Source organism: Paenibacillus sp. NPDC058367, assembly GCF_042723305.1.
Taxonomy (GTDB): Bacteria; Bacillota; Bacilli; order Paenibacillales; family Paenibacillaceae; genus Paenibacillus_AQ.
Genome location: NZ_JBHXIZ010000005.1, coordinates 394,621 through 408,893 on the forward strand (window position 1 = coordinate 394,621; position 14,273 = coordinate 408,893).

The window sequence follows — 14,273 nt, forward strand, 5'->3', positions numbered from 1 at the left end:
GTACAACTTGTATGGAGAGTATCAACTTGGGAGGGAACTTGAATGGCACGTTATTTTAATGGTAGAGAGATTGAATTATTAGCACCCGCAGGAACGTTTGAGATTTTCAAGGAAGTGATCCAGGCACGATGTGATGCAGTTTATTTTGGTGGACCTGTATTGAATATGAGAATGATGCGTAAAGGATATAATCTGTCTCATGAGGAGATCGTAGAGGCACTAGATATTGCTCACCGTCTAGACAAAAAAGTGTATATCACAGTGAATAACCTATTTAGTGAAGAAGATGTGGAAGAGGCTAAAGAATATTTGCGTTTCCTTGATGGTGCTCGTCCCGATGCCTTGATTGTTCAGGATATGGCAGTGCTGGAGCTAATTCGCGAGATGGAGCTTAATCTTCCTATTCACTCTTCGGTCATGATGAATGTTCACAATCTGGAAATGATCTACGCATTGCGTGATCTGGGTGTAAGTCGTGTGGTTACTTCGCGGGAAATGGATTTGCAGACAGCTAAGCTGCTAGGTCAGCGGAGTGGGATGGAACTGGAGTATTTTATTCACGGGGATATGTGCTCCGTTCACGGTGCGAATTGTTATTTCAGCTCCCATGTATTCGGTATGAGCAGTAACCGTGGGAAATGTATGAAGCCTTGCCGCTGGGATTATCGGGTTAAAAAAGACGGGTATGTATATCCGGCCGAATACCCCCTAGCTGTAAAAGATATGTTTATGTATGAGCATCTTCCGGAATTGATTGAATCAGGGATCACCTCCTTTAAAATAGAGGGCCGCATGCGGGATAAGGAGTTTATGGTGATGCTGGCGAATAGCTACGGCGAAGCCATTGACCGGTATATCGATGATCCGATTGGCTTTGATCGTACGGTAGATACGAAAGAGCTTCATAACAACCGTAAACGTGACTTTTCGACGGCGTATGCCTTCGGCAAACCAGGACTGACTAACATTAACCGTCGTTATGAAGGAACTGGTAAATTCTATAGCACTGGAAAAGTATTCAGTACACCAACTGCAGAGCGTGAGCTGTCTGAGAAACGAGTTGAGCAGTTGCGGGAAAGATTGGCTGAGGTCGAGCAACCGCAAAAGACAAAAGCCAAGTTAGCTGTACGTGTGAATAATATGGAACAGGCACGGATGGTCTTAGAGCTTGGTGTAGATAGCCTGTACTTGCCAGGGGATGTATTTGAACCAGATAAACCTTTTACAAAGCGTGACATCAAGGAACTGGGTGAGCTAAAGGGCGATAGCAAAATCTACTTGGGTTTACCACGGATGATGACCGAGCTGCATTTTGATCAATATGATCAATTGCTTGGCGGAGAACGCTTGCCGATTGACGGTATTATCGTTACAAATTTAGGAGCTATTCGTCGTTATAACAATACAGGTTATCCGCTAATTGGGGACAGTAACTTAAATGTATACAATCATCTTTCAGCGCAATTATATGCTAACTTAGGTTTAACTCAGCTTTCGGTATCGCCAGAAATGACGCTAGAGCATTTTGCTACCTTTGCCTCTCGTTGCAAAACGCCTTTGGAAGTTGTTGTTCATGGTACACCTGCACTAATGTATATGGAACATGATCTTTATGAGAATACGGAGTTAATGGAGCCTATTGCTGAAGAGGATAATCAATATGTACACAATAATGTATTGGTACTAAAGACAGACCAAGGCGAGAATCCGGTATATCGTGATCAGCACGGCCGTTGCCATCTTTTATTCGCAAAAGAGCTTTGCTATTTACCTTTGTTGAGTGAGATGAGTGGACTAGGTATATCAAGCTTCCGTATTGAAGGAGCAACCTATAGCGTCGAACAGCTACGTGAAATTATTGTTTCTTATCAACAGGCAATCAACCGATCTGATATCGGGGATGACATGCTGGGCGGCCTTAAGCCGGTCTATGCTGGTTATACTTTGGGCTCGCTACAGTTCAACTAATTGTATTTTAATGGGAACTAAATATCGCCTAGTGATAGGGCGGTGCACAGGACTCTATGAATAAGTTACTATTTTCACAAAAAGGAGAGAACCCTTCATGGAACAACAAGACTTCATCGGAAGAGAAGCAGTAGCAGCCAAACGTAAGCAATATTTCTATCCTTGTACACAGCATTTTTACCGTGATGCACCTCAGCTTGTTCGTGGTTCAATGCAGTTTGTTTATGATGAAAAAGGAAAGTCCTATACGGATTTCTTCGCTGGCGTATCCGTAGTCGCATGTGGTCACTGTAATCCGGCCATAACAGTACGCACGATTGAACAACTGCAGCAGCTGCAGCATACGACAACCATCTATCTAACTCAACCGAGTGTAGATTTGGCAGAGCGTTTGGAAGAGGTTATGCCGGGTGGGCTACGACGGACCTTCTTTGTTAACAGTGGCTCTGAAGCTAATGAGGGAGCTCTGCTGCTCGCTCGGATGTATACGGGACGTAAAGGGTTTATAGCGCTGGAGAGTGGCCTGCATGGCCGTACCAATCTAACTATGAGTGTGACAGGCCTGCCTATGTGGCGTACCGATAAATACTTGGATCATGACGTTGAGTTTATTCCTCGCCCTTATCATCCGGATTTATCGCTGGAGGAAGCGGCATCGTTATCCCTGGAATCGCTAGAGCGGGTGCTTGAAGAGAAGGGGAATACTATCGCTGCCATGATCGTAGAGCCAATCCAAGGCAACGGCGGAATGATTATGCCAACCCGAACCTACTTCCGTGATGTAAAAGCATTGTTAGAGAGATACGGTGTACTCCTAATCGCTGATGAAATCCAAACTGGATTTGGACGTACTGGTAAAATGTTTGCTATGGAGCATTTTGACGTTGTACCCGATATTATAAGTATGGCCAAAGCACTCGGTAACGGAATTCCAGTTGCAGCCTTCGCTACAACCGATGAGATTGCCCTTGCCCTAAACCGTCCTTCAGCTTCCACATTTGGGGGGAATCCGGTATCTGCTGCAACGGCGCTGGCTGTGCTTGATTATATTCGAGATGAACGGCTTCCTGAACGCTCGGTACAGCTCGGAGAACGATTGAAGGCAGGTTTGAAGGCTTTGCAAGCTCGTTATCCTTCGATGATAGTTGATGTGCGGGGAACTGGACTAATGCTGGGTGCGGAGCTAACGGGTGTAGATGCTGAGGGTGCAGCGGCACTTACAGATCAAGTGCTGGAGGCGATGAAGGACCGAGGTTATCTAATCGGTAAAAATGGCATAGGACGCAATGTACTAGCCTTCCAGCCACCGATGATTATTACAGAAGAAGATATCGACGGGATGCTTGACGTCCTGAACGAAGTTCTTGCGGAGCTTAATGACTAATACAATGAATTTCAAGTAGCGAAGAAAGAGGAAAACGAATGGCTATTCTAAACATTTTTAAAACTGCAGGCCTAAAGCTTAAAATGTTCAGCGAACTGGTGATGTTCTCTCATACACTTTTTTCGCTGCCATTTGCCATTATCTCGATGGTGTGGGCCGCTGGGGGCTGGCCATCAGGACATGTGATGATCTGGGGATTGATTGCATTGATAGGCGCCCGTAATGGCGCCAATGCATTCAATCGGCTGGCGGACCGTACGTTCGATGAACAGAATCCTCGTACGGCACATCGACATCTGCCTCAACGCTTACTGGCGGAAAAAGAAGTTGTTGTCTTTGTTATTGTCAACTATGCCATTTTCATTGTGGCTTCAGGCATGCTTAATTTGCTCTGCATGATCTTGTCACCGGTGGCTATCGTATTGATATCAACCTATTCCTACACGAAGCGGTTTACCTTTCTAAGTCATTTATATTTAGGATTTGTTATTGCTTCTGCACCGATTGGCGCATGGTTCGCTGTAACCGGAAATATCGCATTTACACCGTTTGTTATCGGTACTGTTGTTATGCTGTGGATTGCCGGATTTGATATTATTTACGGCACTCAGGATATTGAATTTGATCGGCGGCATGGTCTATGGTCTATTCCTAGCTTTTTCGGTCTAGAGAACGCGCTGCGCATTGCAAAAGGACTACATTTCATCATGATTATGCTGCTATTGTTCTTATATCTATGGCGTGATCTCGGCTGGATGTATCTGGTGGGAATTGGGATTGCGACGCTGCTCCTGATGACCGAGCATAAGATTATAAAACCATCGAATCGTAAGCTGATGAAGGTGGCCTCTTATAATCTGAATCAGGTGATCAGCATAGTAATTTTATTGTGTACGCTGATTGATTTTTTTTATGTTAGCTAGGGAGCAATAAGGCGGTGGTTAGGAAGCTGCACTGCGTGGAATGTTGGACTTTCGATCGCTGTTATTCTCGGATTTCTTTGATTTGAACCGCTATTTGCGGTAGAAATCCGAGAATAAAGGCGAGCGCTACGCTTCTACAGTTCCAAAATTCCACTACGTTCCGTCCTAACCTCCAAGCTAACAACAAAAGACAATAGCCTACCCAAAAGGGAGTAGGCAATGGGATCGGAAAGCTGGCTACGCGGCTTTCCTTTTTTGTTTTTGTGGGCATCTGCGAGGGGGGCTAGAGCAGTGCGAGAGGGCTGAACTAATCCAAGGTAGACTTATAGGGAAAAACTCCCTATATTTCCGAGCTTAAGTGACTTTCGATCTTGTTATAGGGAAAGTCTCCCTCTAAATTGGCTGATTAGTCTATAAACCATACAAATTCAGGTTTTTAGAGGGGGGAATTCCCTATAATCGTGGATTATAAGCGATTTTAAGTTAATTATAGGGAGGATTTCCCTATATGTTCGGAATAGTAGAGCCTGGAAGCTAAAAGGCTAAATACGCTCACGGGCGCTGCGCTACGTTCGGCTTGTTTAGCTAATGTACATAAAAAAACGGATACCAACCCAAGTAAATGGGTGGTATCCGTTTTTGATTGCTGCGAGAGCAGACCCTTAGCGATCACGGTCGGCAAAATATTGCAGCAGCGTATCCAGATCGGCATGCGCCGGATAGGAGGAGAGCTGCTGCACAATCGCTCCAGCCTTATCTAGGTAGTTCTGGCTGAACTGTTCGGCGCGAGCTAAGGCATCGCTTCTCTTAATAAGGGCGAGCACATGTGCCACTTCAGCATCCGAAGAATCAGGGCCGATTGAACGAATCACAGGCGAAAGCTTTGGATCCTGTAATGCATAAAGCACTGGCAGGGTAACCTGACCATGACGCAGATCGCTGCCGGCGGGCTTACCCAGCACAGCCTCAGACTGCGTGAAATCCAGCAGGTCATCTTGTATTTGAAAAGACATGCCTAAGGCTTCGCCAAAGGTATACAGAAGGTTGGCCACTTCCTCTGAGCTTTCGGTGGATAATGCACCCACACGTAAGCAGGTGGCCATAAGAAGAGCTGTTTTGTTTAAGGACTTCTCAAGATATTGTTCCATTGTAATCTCATAATCAAAAGCATGTTCCATTTGCTGATACTCACCTAGACAGAGCTGAGCAGTAGCTACAGAAGATAAGTCATGAACATATTTGTTTTTGTCTCCGGTATATTTGCTTAACAGTTCGATAACCCGAGCGGACATATAATTGCCAATATGCACAGCTGATAGTGTGCCCGTCTTAGTATGTAGGGCGGGTTTGCCCCGCCGTAACTCAGAATCGTCGATGATATCATCATGAATTAATGAGGCAACATGAATAAATTCAGCGGCAGCAGCTAATTGAAGCGCTCTTCGACCTGTATCCTTTCGGCCAAAACGACTGCCAACAATGACCATAAGAGGACGGAGGCGTTTACCTCCAGAATTTATAAGCTCAAGAACACTCTGCCCGAGTTGTGATTTCTTAGGAACATCCTTATCTCGTGCCACTAGATTTACGATTTCACGATTAATTTCATCTATGTCTATGTTTAAGGCCTCATGCAGCTTCATCTTATAGATCCCACCTGTCAAATGGCTTTGCTTGTGCGACTGCGCTGTCTGCACTCTTGAATCAAGAACTGTTCGATTCCAGCCGCTGGATCATGTTCCGCGAAGTCTCCATTTGACCGTCTAATTTGCATTTTTTTGATCGAAGGAGCTAGATAAGCAACTAGGTCGAGCTCACGGCATTTCACCGCAAACTGAAGGTAAAAGCTGTACAAATAATCTCCATCCAAAATGTTGCGTGTAAGGTCGGGATGATGTGGGATACATTCCATATGGCGCTCAGCTGCCAAAGTGAGAATAGTGTAAATACCCAGCAAATTGACTTTGCGGTTGTATTCCAGATCATGGCGTTCTAGTACCGAGATTAGCTGTTCACATGCAGCCGGAGAGGGATTAAGCTCAATTCCGGCAATAGGTGACATTTCAGTATGCAACAACCGGAGGGTATCTTCTATGAGTTGTTTGTTCACAAGATTCTCTCCTTCTTGTCGGTTTTGCCGGAAGAAACCATACCCCTGATCATCCCTACAAAACCATTCATTAAAGAATAAATTGACCATTTCCTGATATTAGGAAGATTATTTTCTTCTTGTAAATAAGGAGAGTAATGTGTCCTAGGGACACATTACTCTGAAGTACATCCATATTTAGCTTACTGACATGCAATCTACATATTTTCTTTAAAATAAATTACACGAATTCAGGGCTTTATAATCAGTCGGTGTATAGATACCATCGTCTGATGATCGGAACTCTCTTCCAATGTTTCTTAAGCCAAGGAAGTACATAGTAATCTAGGCCAAATGTGCTGCCCGATCCGCCGATGCAGGCGATACCCGCACCAACATACCATAACATTTCTGTAGAAGCCATTTTGGTCGACCAGATCATGACGGACATGGCTATCGTCGCTATAGAAGCAATAGCTGTGAACAGACCAACGATAAGCATAATACCGAACACGATTTCTGCACATACCATACCGATTTGGAACCATTTCGCGAGGAATGTATAACTTCCGTCGTTGTTGTAGAACATCAAATCCATGAACCAGTTTGTAATATTATAAACGAAGCCAGGAACTGGCAATGCTTCAACCGCTTCTTTTGCAGTGGATACTGCTGAAGCTGCAGATTGTGCATCTACTGTTGTTTTAACTGCATCCACCGCTACGCTGGCTGCTGATGAAGCATCCGTTGCAAAAGGAGCGGCTGGAATTAGGAATATCTTGTTTGGATCTACCCAAATTTTCCGTAGCTTATCTATACCTTCATATAGCCACATTCCACCAAGCAGCATGCGAAGCGGAACGAGCCAGAAGTTAGGTGAACGCTTGGAGAAGTGTCCGCCCAAGAAGCTCTTACGGTTCTCAACATGGAAGAACTCATGCATCATGTAAGTCCAAACTTTATTGAAGCCTACAACCTGAGACAGGTAGAACATATTGATAAAGTGTTTGGATAACATTGCCATAAAACCAGTAAGCATAAAGAACTTGCCTGGCAAACCAACGTTTGCTACACCGTAGCGGCTACCGATGGATACCATAGTACCGTGGAAACCTGGTTTGTATGCTTTTTTAGCAGTGTTCTGAATGTCAGCTGCAATGTTACCAGCAACGATCGGAGCTGCTTGTTCAGCATTCTCAACCATTTGTGGTACAGGACGAGTTTCACCTTCAGGAATGAAGAAAATGTTGTCCCCTACTACATATACGTTCTTATGATCTACACTTTCAAGGTTCTCATTCGTAACAATCCGTTTGCGTCCTTGTTGTTGTACTTCAAGTCCACCCACGATTTCAGAACCTTCAACACCTGCAGTCCAAACGATGGTTTGTGAAGCAACGACGTTTTTCTCACCAAGGGCAACACTACCTTCGCCTACTTCAGTGATTTTGGCGCCTGTTACAATTTCCACGTTCAGCTTGCGAAGGTGAGCTTCAGCTTTTTGAATCAGCTTATCTGGAAGGATAGGCAGAATCTTGGGAGCCATATCAGCCACAATCAATCTTACTTCGGATGGGTCGATATAGAACTCCTTGCACAATTCCTCGCGTTGCTCAGCCATTTCCCCAACAAGCTCGACACCTGTAAAGCCGGCACCAATGATAACGAAAGTTAACATTGCACGGCGTACAGTTGGATTTTTCTCCATTGCGGCTTTGGTATACATGTCGCGGATTTGACGTTTCAATGCTACCGCATCATCGTAAGACCAGAAGGAGAAGGTATTCTCTTCTGCACCTGGAATGCCGAAGAAGGTTGGTTTGCTACCTGTACCGATTACAAGGTAATCGTACGCATAGGTAGTTTTATTGGATTTGAGTTTCTTACCCTTGAAATCAATATTGCTGATTTCGTCAAGAACAACATTCACTTTAAGTCCAGCAAAGATTTTCTTTAGATCGATCTTGATTGAATCCTCTGGAGCACGGTTCGCGGCAACCTCATGCAGCTCAGTCAATAGAGTGTGATATGGATTCCGGTCGATCAGTGTGATTTCAACATCTTTGTTTTTCTTAAATTTCTTTGCCAGTTTCTTAGCCGTGAGTACGCCGCCGTAGCCGCCGCCCAAAATGACTATTTTTTTCAAAAGAAATTCACCTCATTCGTCTGATTAACTGCAGAAGGTTATGCGAAATTATTTCGCGCCTTCGAGTGCTTTTTCAGCAAGTGTAAAATATTCACCAACATGAATACTCACGCCGGAAATTGCATCAGTTTTACCTTCAGCTGTAAGTTCTGGAGCAGTACCTTTTTCAAGATAGTATTGCTCAACTTTTGCGATCTCTTCATGCCATTCAGCAGAAGCGCCGCCAGCTTTCATACCGTATTTACCATCGACGGAGAATTGTTTCTTGTCGTCGCCAGCAGCATTTACGCCACTGAATTTAACAGCAACAACATTACCGTTAGCAACAGTCAAGTCAACAGTGGATTTCCAACCGGAGTCTTTATCCATTTCGCCTTCAGCATGGTAACCTCCGTCTTTGTATTGACCAGCTTCAACAGGTCCAGCAGCCAGAGCAGCTTGAGCAGCTTTTACAAAGTCAGATACGTGTACAGATACACCGGAGATAGCATCAGTTTTCCCCTCAGCGTCTAAAGTTATAGCTGCTGGATCTTGTTTTTCAATCAGGAAAGCTTCAGCTTTTGCTGCTTGCTCGTGCCATTCAGAAGAAGCACCACCAGCTTTCATGCCATATTTACCATCTTCGGAAACTTTTTTCTTCAGATCGCCAGCAGTGTTTACGTTAAAAGCATCCCAGTCAGCCTTAGTGATCTTTCCACCTTCTACAGTTAGGAGTGCGAAATATTGCCAGCCAGTTTTAGCGTCCACATCAGCAGTAGCGTAATAAGTTCCGTCTTTGTACTTCGCCGCTTCAGTTCCAGTGTTAGTGGAATTAGTTGCTGTACTGTTTTCTGTTGGAGCATTAGTAGCCGCCGGTGTGTTGTCTGTGTTGTTACCGCAACCTGCAAGCAAACTACCTAAGATAAGGGCAGTCGACAAGATTACTGTTGTTTTTTTCATTTGTTATGACCTCCAAAAATATAGTTTAAAATATATATATTAAAATGTAAAACATTTTAATAGTAATGCGAAGTGATAAAAATCACTTTATAAATGATATTTGTCACTTTAATCTTGGGGTGAAGAGCCAAACTCTAACAGTATCATGACATATATCGGCATACGATAGAAAAAAATTTAATGATGTTGTTTCATCTCCGAGGGCATTCTAGCACATAGAGCAAATAACTCATGTGAAAAAAATCACTTAAAAAATTAAATGTTTAATTTATACATTGATTGTATCAAATTTTAAAGGATTTGAATACCTTTTTTTAAACTATTATTTGACAAATTGTGACTTTCTATAGATTAGGTAAGATTCATGGCGAATAGGACAGGGTAATGTAACGATAACACAGGATAGTATTCTACCCTACTTAATTCAGCTAAGGAGATGAGCATATAATGGACAACAATGTGTTTAAAGGAAAATGGAAACAGCTCAAAGGCGAGGCCAAAAAGCAATGGGGCAAGCTTACAGATGACGATCTTGATGTGATTGATGGTGAAAAGGATAAGTTGGTAGGTAAACTACAAGAGCGTTATGGCCATTCGAAAGAAGACGCGGAAAAAGAGTATCAAAGCTGGGGACGTTCCTACCGAGATTAATTCAATATAGCTTTTACTCTAAGTACCCAAATATAAAATGCATAGGAAGAGCGCAAATCGTATACGATTTGCGCTCTTCCTATGCAACAATTAGGTGTGCGAAGGTTAAGCTATGGTATTATTGTGAGATGAAATCTGTAATTTATCTTGTGCAGGTAGGAGCAAAACTATGGGGTATCTTAAAATATTTTTCGGGAATACCGCAATTCTTATAGCCGTGGCCTATTTGGCTAATCTGATCTATAAACATACCATTTCAAATGCAAGTGTAGGAATAAAGAAGGCGAGCTGGGTGATCCTGGCGATCTTTGCTGGTTGGATCAGTACTCTTTTTGGTTATAATCTGGACGACCATGTGATCTTTGATTTGCGGTTTGTACCCTTAATCATCTCGACGCTGGCGTATCCTAGACCCATCACGCTTATTTTGATCGGTATAGGGACGGGGCTTACAAGGTTAACTTTCGGAGTGACAGAGGCAGCAGTTGCAGGAATGCTAAATCTTTTTATTTTGGGAGTTATTTGCGCGTCGCTTAGCTACTGGGTCAGACGCTCAACCCTCAGTATTGTGAATCAAGGTCTGATCGTTATTCTGATCGTTAATCTTATGAATGCCATAAACATTATGGCGTTAGGCGTTATCCCTGTGGAAGAGTACATAAGAGAGATTATGCCAATTACGTTCCCTGCGGGGCTAATTTTAAGTATTTTGTTCTCATTAATTATCCGTGATTTTCAACTCGGTCTTCTAAGGAATGAGCAGATCCAGCATGCTAACGAGCAGTTGTCTGCTCAGACTGAAGAATTACATAAGAACAAGCTTGATCTTGAAGAGCGTGCTAATCAGTTAATGATGGCATCTCAATTCAAATCGGAATTTCTTGCCAATATGTCACATGAGCTTAGAACTCCATTGAATAGCATCATTAATCTATCGCAATTAATTGAAGAAAATGATGATTTGCTTACGGAAGCAGAAATAAGAGAGTATGCAGCCATTATCCATCGTTCGGGTGATGAATTATTGATGATCATCAGCGACATTCTGGATTTATCCAAGGTGGAGGCAGGTCGATTAGATATTATAAATGAAGAATTAAATGTTAGCGAGATCCCAGATTTGCTGGCAATGCAGTTCGCTGTGACGGCCAAACAAAAAGGACTGGCTTTTAATATCTCCATGGATGAGAATGTCCCTCCAATGATTCATTCCGATCCACATCGCGTACAGCAGATTTTGCGTAATTTGCTCTCAAATGCTTTTAAATTTACAAAGACAGGTTTCGTATCGCTGCATATCCACGAGCAGGAAGGTGGGGAAGGGGATGCCGTGCAACATTGGCTTGTATTTGATGTGGAGGATAGTGGCATAGGAATCGCACCGGAGAAGCATGCCATGATCTTTGAAGCCTTTCAACAGGCAGACAGAACGACTAGCCGGAAATATGGTGGAACAGGACTAGGACTTTCTATTAGTAATGACTTGGCCAGATTGCTCGGCGGGTTCATTTCTCTGGAGAGTAAGGAAGAGAAGGGGAGTCGATTTTCGCTTTATTTGCCCCTTGAAGTGGATAGTGAGTAAAGCTCCAATATTATTTGGTGATTTGGCGTATTGACAGTAGATTGATGCGGAGTAGAATGAAGCCAATGCCGCATCAAAGGAGTGTTACCGCCTCTATGGACAACATGGAAAATAAGCATAAGGTTACGGTTTCAAAACGTGTTCGTAAACCTTCAGTGCATCGCAGAAATTTGCGTATAGCTACGCTGGAAGGTGTGCCGTCAACTATTTTTCAGGTACTGCTGCAAGGGCAGTTCCTAACAGGATTTCTACTATATTTAGGAGCTTCCTCTAGTCAAATTGGATTTGTGCTAGCGCTTACTACATTAGTTAATGTGGCACAGATTGGGGTAGCTTTTCTGATTCAGAAGCTGCCAAGTCGCAAATGGGCTATGGTTACTTTTATCGGTCTGCATAGGATACTTTGGGGTTCTACGGGACTAATCCCGTTTATTTTTCCTAAAGAATATTGGGTCATCGCATTTATTGCTTTATATACTACTGCTTTTATTGCCAATACTGCTGGTGGTGTGTTGTGGAGCTCTGTGATTAGTGATCTGGTTCCCGCACGGGTACGTGGACGTTATTTTGGGATTCGTAACACGGTCCTGAATGCACTTGGAAGTTTGGTTATGTATGGCGGAGGTATTATTCTGGACCGTTATCCCGGGGGTCATGGTTTTCTGATTCTATATATTGTTGTGTGGATCTTCTCGATATCGAATGTCGTAGTATTCTTTTTTTATCCGGATGTACCGTTCGAGAAATCAGAAGAGCATAAATTTTTGCCCATGTTTAAGAAACCGCTTAAAGATACATTATTTATGAAGTCAACCTTGTTTCTGGCTGCTTGGCTGTTGTTGCAGAATCTAACGGTTCCGCTATACTCTTATGTCATGTTGCAGTTACTTCATATTAATTATGAAACGTTGTCATTGCTTAATGTGTCCCAGACCGTGTTTATGATGGCCAGCTTCTACGTTTGGGGCAATCTAAATGCGAAATACAGCAATAAGCGACTGTTATTCTTTACTTTGCCGATTATTGCACTGTCCTCATTGATGTGGGGACTCTTGTCTGTGATGCCGATGCTGGTGGTCTTATTTGCGGCCCATATCGTTTTTGGTGTTGGTGTAGGCGGTTTCAACCAGCTGGCCTTTAACTTTATTATTGGAGACACGCCGAAAAAAGAACGGCCGATGTATATGGCCACATATGCGGCGCTTACCGGGTTATCATCCTTTTTTGGTCCGCTTATTGGCGGTCAGCTCTATGAAAAAATTGCGCACTGGCCGCAATGGACTCAGGTATACGGTATGCAGCTAGTGGTAGGGACGCTTATGATTGCACTTGCGTTTCTGCTAGGTCGTCGTATTCTAAAGGACGAATAGAAGTAAAAGGGGGTTATTCCTTGTTAAGAATAGCGATGGTATTAGGTGCCACCGGATTGGTAGGCAAAGCGGTTACGGAGGAATTGTTAAATCGTGATAACTGGGAAGAAGTAAGGGTGCTTGTACGGACACCGTTAGCCATAGAACATCCTAAGCTTAAACAAATCGTTGTAGATTGGGAGAACCTAAGAAACTATACAGAGTCGTTCGAAGGGGTACATTCCATCTTCTGTTGTTTAGGAACTACGATAAAAAAGGCGGGTTCACAAGAAAAGTTTGAACGAGTCGATCTACACTATCCGCTTGATGCTGCAGCCATAGCGAGAGAACAGGGTGTTAAACAGTTTTTGGCCGTCTCTTCAATAGGGGCAAATGCGAAGTCGCGTAATTTCTACAGTCGGACTAAGGGAAGAGCGGAAGAAGGTTTAACCGCTATTGGATTTCAAGGTATGCATATATTTCGCCCCTCCTTGCTACTGGGCCAACGTGAAGAATTCAGATTAGGGGAGAGAGTCGGAGCCAGTTTGATGAAAGCGCTGGATTTTGTAATGGTGGGTAAGGCGGCTAAATATCGTGCAATACCTGGTACGACAGTCGCAAGAGCTATGGTTAACATTGCGTCTGCGGATACCCATGGATTACATATTTATACGAATGAAGTGATACATGTGATTGGGAAACGCTAAGCTTTCTGGGTCTCTAATAAATTTGCATTAAGATGAGAACAGGACTTACAATGGACAATAAATGATCAGCGCATAATGGAGAGGGGTAGTAAGATGAGCAAAAAACAAGTAGCTACAACAAAAGCACCCGGAGCAATCGGTCCTTATAGTCAAGCTATAACCACGGGTAGCTGGGTATACACTTCAGGACAACTTGGTCTGAATCCGGAAACGGGTAATTTGGTTGAGGGTGTACAAGAACAAGCGCGTCAAGCGCTTAACAATGTACAAGCGATTCTTGAGGAAGCTGGTGCAACACTAGACCATGTAGTAAAGACAACTGTATTCTTAAAGGATATGAATGATTTCGCGGCCGTTAATGAGGTTTATAGCACCTTCTTTAAAGAACCTTATCCTGCCCGCAGTGCTATTGAGGTTGCGCGTTTGCCTAAAGACGGACTTGTTGAGATTGAAGCGGTAGCTCGTAAGAAATAAGGAGTTATCCTTTGCACTTTTATTATTTTACCAAAAAGGCAGGCTAAGGTGGATAACCCTA

12 protein-coding genes are annotated in these 14,273 nt (G+C 43.4%); 8 read left to right on the forward strand and 4 right to left on the reverse strand.

Features of this window, described 5'->3' with window-relative positions; translation table 11 throughout:
- Positions 1–42: 42 nt before the first annotated feature.
- From ACFWMP_RS25055 to ACFWMP_RS25065, 3 genes are all read left to right on the forward strand, one after another.
- Positions 43–1,968, forward strand: a complete 1,926-nt coding sequence (locus ACFWMP_RS25055) for a peptidase U32 family protein (RefSeq protein ID WP_379424954.1) — start codon at positions 43–45, stop codon at positions 1,966–1,968.
- Positions 1,969–2,065: 97 nt separating this feature from the next.
- A complete protein-coding gene (locus ACFWMP_RS25060) occupies positions 2,066–3,352 on the forward strand; it encodes an aspartate aminotransferase family protein (RefSeq protein WP_042184501.1) in 1,287 nt (428 codons plus the stop codon).
- 38 nt (positions 3,353–3,390) lie between these two features.
- Complete coding sequence (locus tag ACFWMP_RS25065; protein ID WP_042184503.1) at positions 3,391–4,275, forward strand: UbiA-like polyprenyltransferase; 885 nt, start codon at positions 3,391–3,393, stop codon at positions 4,273–4,275.
- Between the two features lie 662 nt (positions 4,276–4,937).
- Here ACFWMP_RS25065 and ACFWMP_RS25070 read toward each other — a convergent pair.
- The 4 genes from ACFWMP_RS25070 to ACFWMP_RS25085 all read right to left on the reverse strand — a co-directional run bounded on the left by ACFWMP_RS25070 (position 4,938) and on the right by ACFWMP_RS25085 (position 9,449).
- The gene (locus tag ACFWMP_RS25070; protein WP_149644609.1) at positions 4,938–5,918 is read right to left on the reverse strand and encodes a polyprenyl synthetase family protein; all 981 of its coding nucleotides are present in this window, start codon (positions 5,916–5,918) and stop codon (positions 4,938–4,940) included.
- A 17-nt stretch (positions 5,919–5,935) separates the two neighbouring features.
- On the reverse strand, positions 5,936–6,385 hold the full coding sequence (locus ACFWMP_RS25075) for a hypothetical protein (RefSeq protein WP_042184507.1): 450 nt from the start codon (positions 6,383–6,385) through the stop codon (positions 5,936–5,938).
- Positions 6,386–6,629: 244 nt separating this feature from the next.
- Positions 6,630–8,510: an FAD-dependent oxidoreductase gene (locus ACFWMP_RS25080; protein ID WP_379424955.1), complete on the reverse strand. Its 1,881-nt coding sequence runs from the start codon at positions 8,508–8,510 to the stop codon at positions 6,630–6,632.
- Between the two features lie 48 nt (positions 8,511–8,558).
- Positions 8,559–9,449, reverse strand: coding sequence for an FMN-binding protein (locus ACFWMP_RS25085; protein ID WP_379424956.1), 891 nt, complete (start codon positions 9,447–9,449; stop codon positions 8,559–8,561).
- 447 nt (positions 9,450–9,896) lie between these two features.
- On the opposite strand from ACFWMP_RS25085, the gene ACFWMP_RS25090 reads away from it, so the two are divergent.
- The 5 genes from ACFWMP_RS25090 (at position 9,897) to ACFWMP_RS25110 (ending at position 14,212) form a co-directional block, all read left to right on the forward strand.
- Positions 9,897–10,100: a CsbD family protein gene (locus ACFWMP_RS25090; RefSeq protein ID WP_042184513.1), complete on the forward strand. Its 204-nt coding sequence runs from the start codon at positions 9,897–9,899 to the stop codon at positions 10,098–10,100.
- Between the two features lie 169 nt (positions 10,101–10,269).
- Positions 10,270–11,682: an ATP-binding protein gene (locus ACFWMP_RS25095; RefSeq protein ID WP_379424957.1), complete on the forward strand. Its 1,413-nt coding sequence runs from the start codon at positions 10,270–10,272 to the stop codon at positions 11,680–11,682.
- A 95-nt stretch (positions 11,683–11,777) separates the two neighbouring features.
- Positions 11,778–13,052, forward strand: a complete 1,275-nt coding sequence (locus ACFWMP_RS25100; protein WP_081382976.1) for an MFS transporter — start codon at positions 11,778–11,780, stop codon at positions 13,050–13,052.
- Between the two features lie 20 nt (positions 13,053–13,072).
- Complete coding sequence (locus tag ACFWMP_RS25105; protein ID WP_379424958.1) at positions 13,073–13,738, forward strand: oxidoreductase; 666 nt, start codon at positions 13,073–13,075, stop codon at positions 13,736–13,738.
- Between the two features lie 93 nt (positions 13,739–13,831).
- Positions 13,832–14,212: a RidA family protein gene (locus ACFWMP_RS25110; RefSeq protein WP_042184517.1), complete on the forward strand. Its 381-nt coding sequence runs from the start codon at positions 13,832–13,834 to the stop codon at positions 14,210–14,212.
- Positions 14,213–14,273: the final 61 nt, after the last annotated feature.

What these genes read in the sequence shown, in the direction of transcription:
- ACFWMP_RS25060 (WP_042184501.1), top strand. Translation starts at nt 2,066, where the DNA reads ATGGAACAACAAGACTTCATCGGAAGAGAAGCAGTAGCAGCCAAACGT.
- ACFWMP_RS25095 (WP_379424957.1), top strand. Translation starts at nt 10,270, where the DNA reads ATGGGGTATCTTAAAATATTTTTCGGGAATACCGCAATTCTTATAGCC.
- ACFWMP_RS25055 (WP_379424954.1), top strand. Translation starts at nt 43, where the DNA reads ATGGCACGTTATTTTAATGGTAGAGAGATTGAATTATTAGCACCCGCA.
- ACFWMP_RS25090 (WP_042184513.1), top strand. Translation starts at nt 9,897, where the DNA reads ATGGACAACAATGTGTTTAAAGGAAAATGGAAACAGCTCAAAGGCGAG.
- ACFWMP_RS25110 (WP_042184517.1), top strand. Translation starts at nt 13,832, where the DNA reads ATGAGCAAAAAACAAGTAGCTACAACAAAAGCACCCGGAGCAATCGGT.
- ACFWMP_RS25100 (WP_081382976.1), top strand. Translation starts at nt 11,778, where the DNA reads ATGGACAACATGGAAAATAAGCATAAGGTTACGGTTTCAAAACGTGTT.
- ACFWMP_RS25065 (WP_042184503.1), top strand. Translation starts at nt 3,391, where the DNA reads ATGGCTATTCTAAACATTTTTAAAACTGCAGGCCTAAAGCTTAAAATG.
- ACFWMP_RS25085 (WP_379424956.1), bottom strand. Translation starts at nt 9,449, where the DNA reads ATGAAAAAAACAACAGTAATCTTGTCGACTGCCCTTATCTTAGGTAGT.
- ACFWMP_RS25070 (WP_149644609.1), bottom strand. Translation starts at nt 5,918, where the DNA reads ATGAAGCTGCATGAGGCCTTAAACATAGACATAGATGAAATTAATCGT.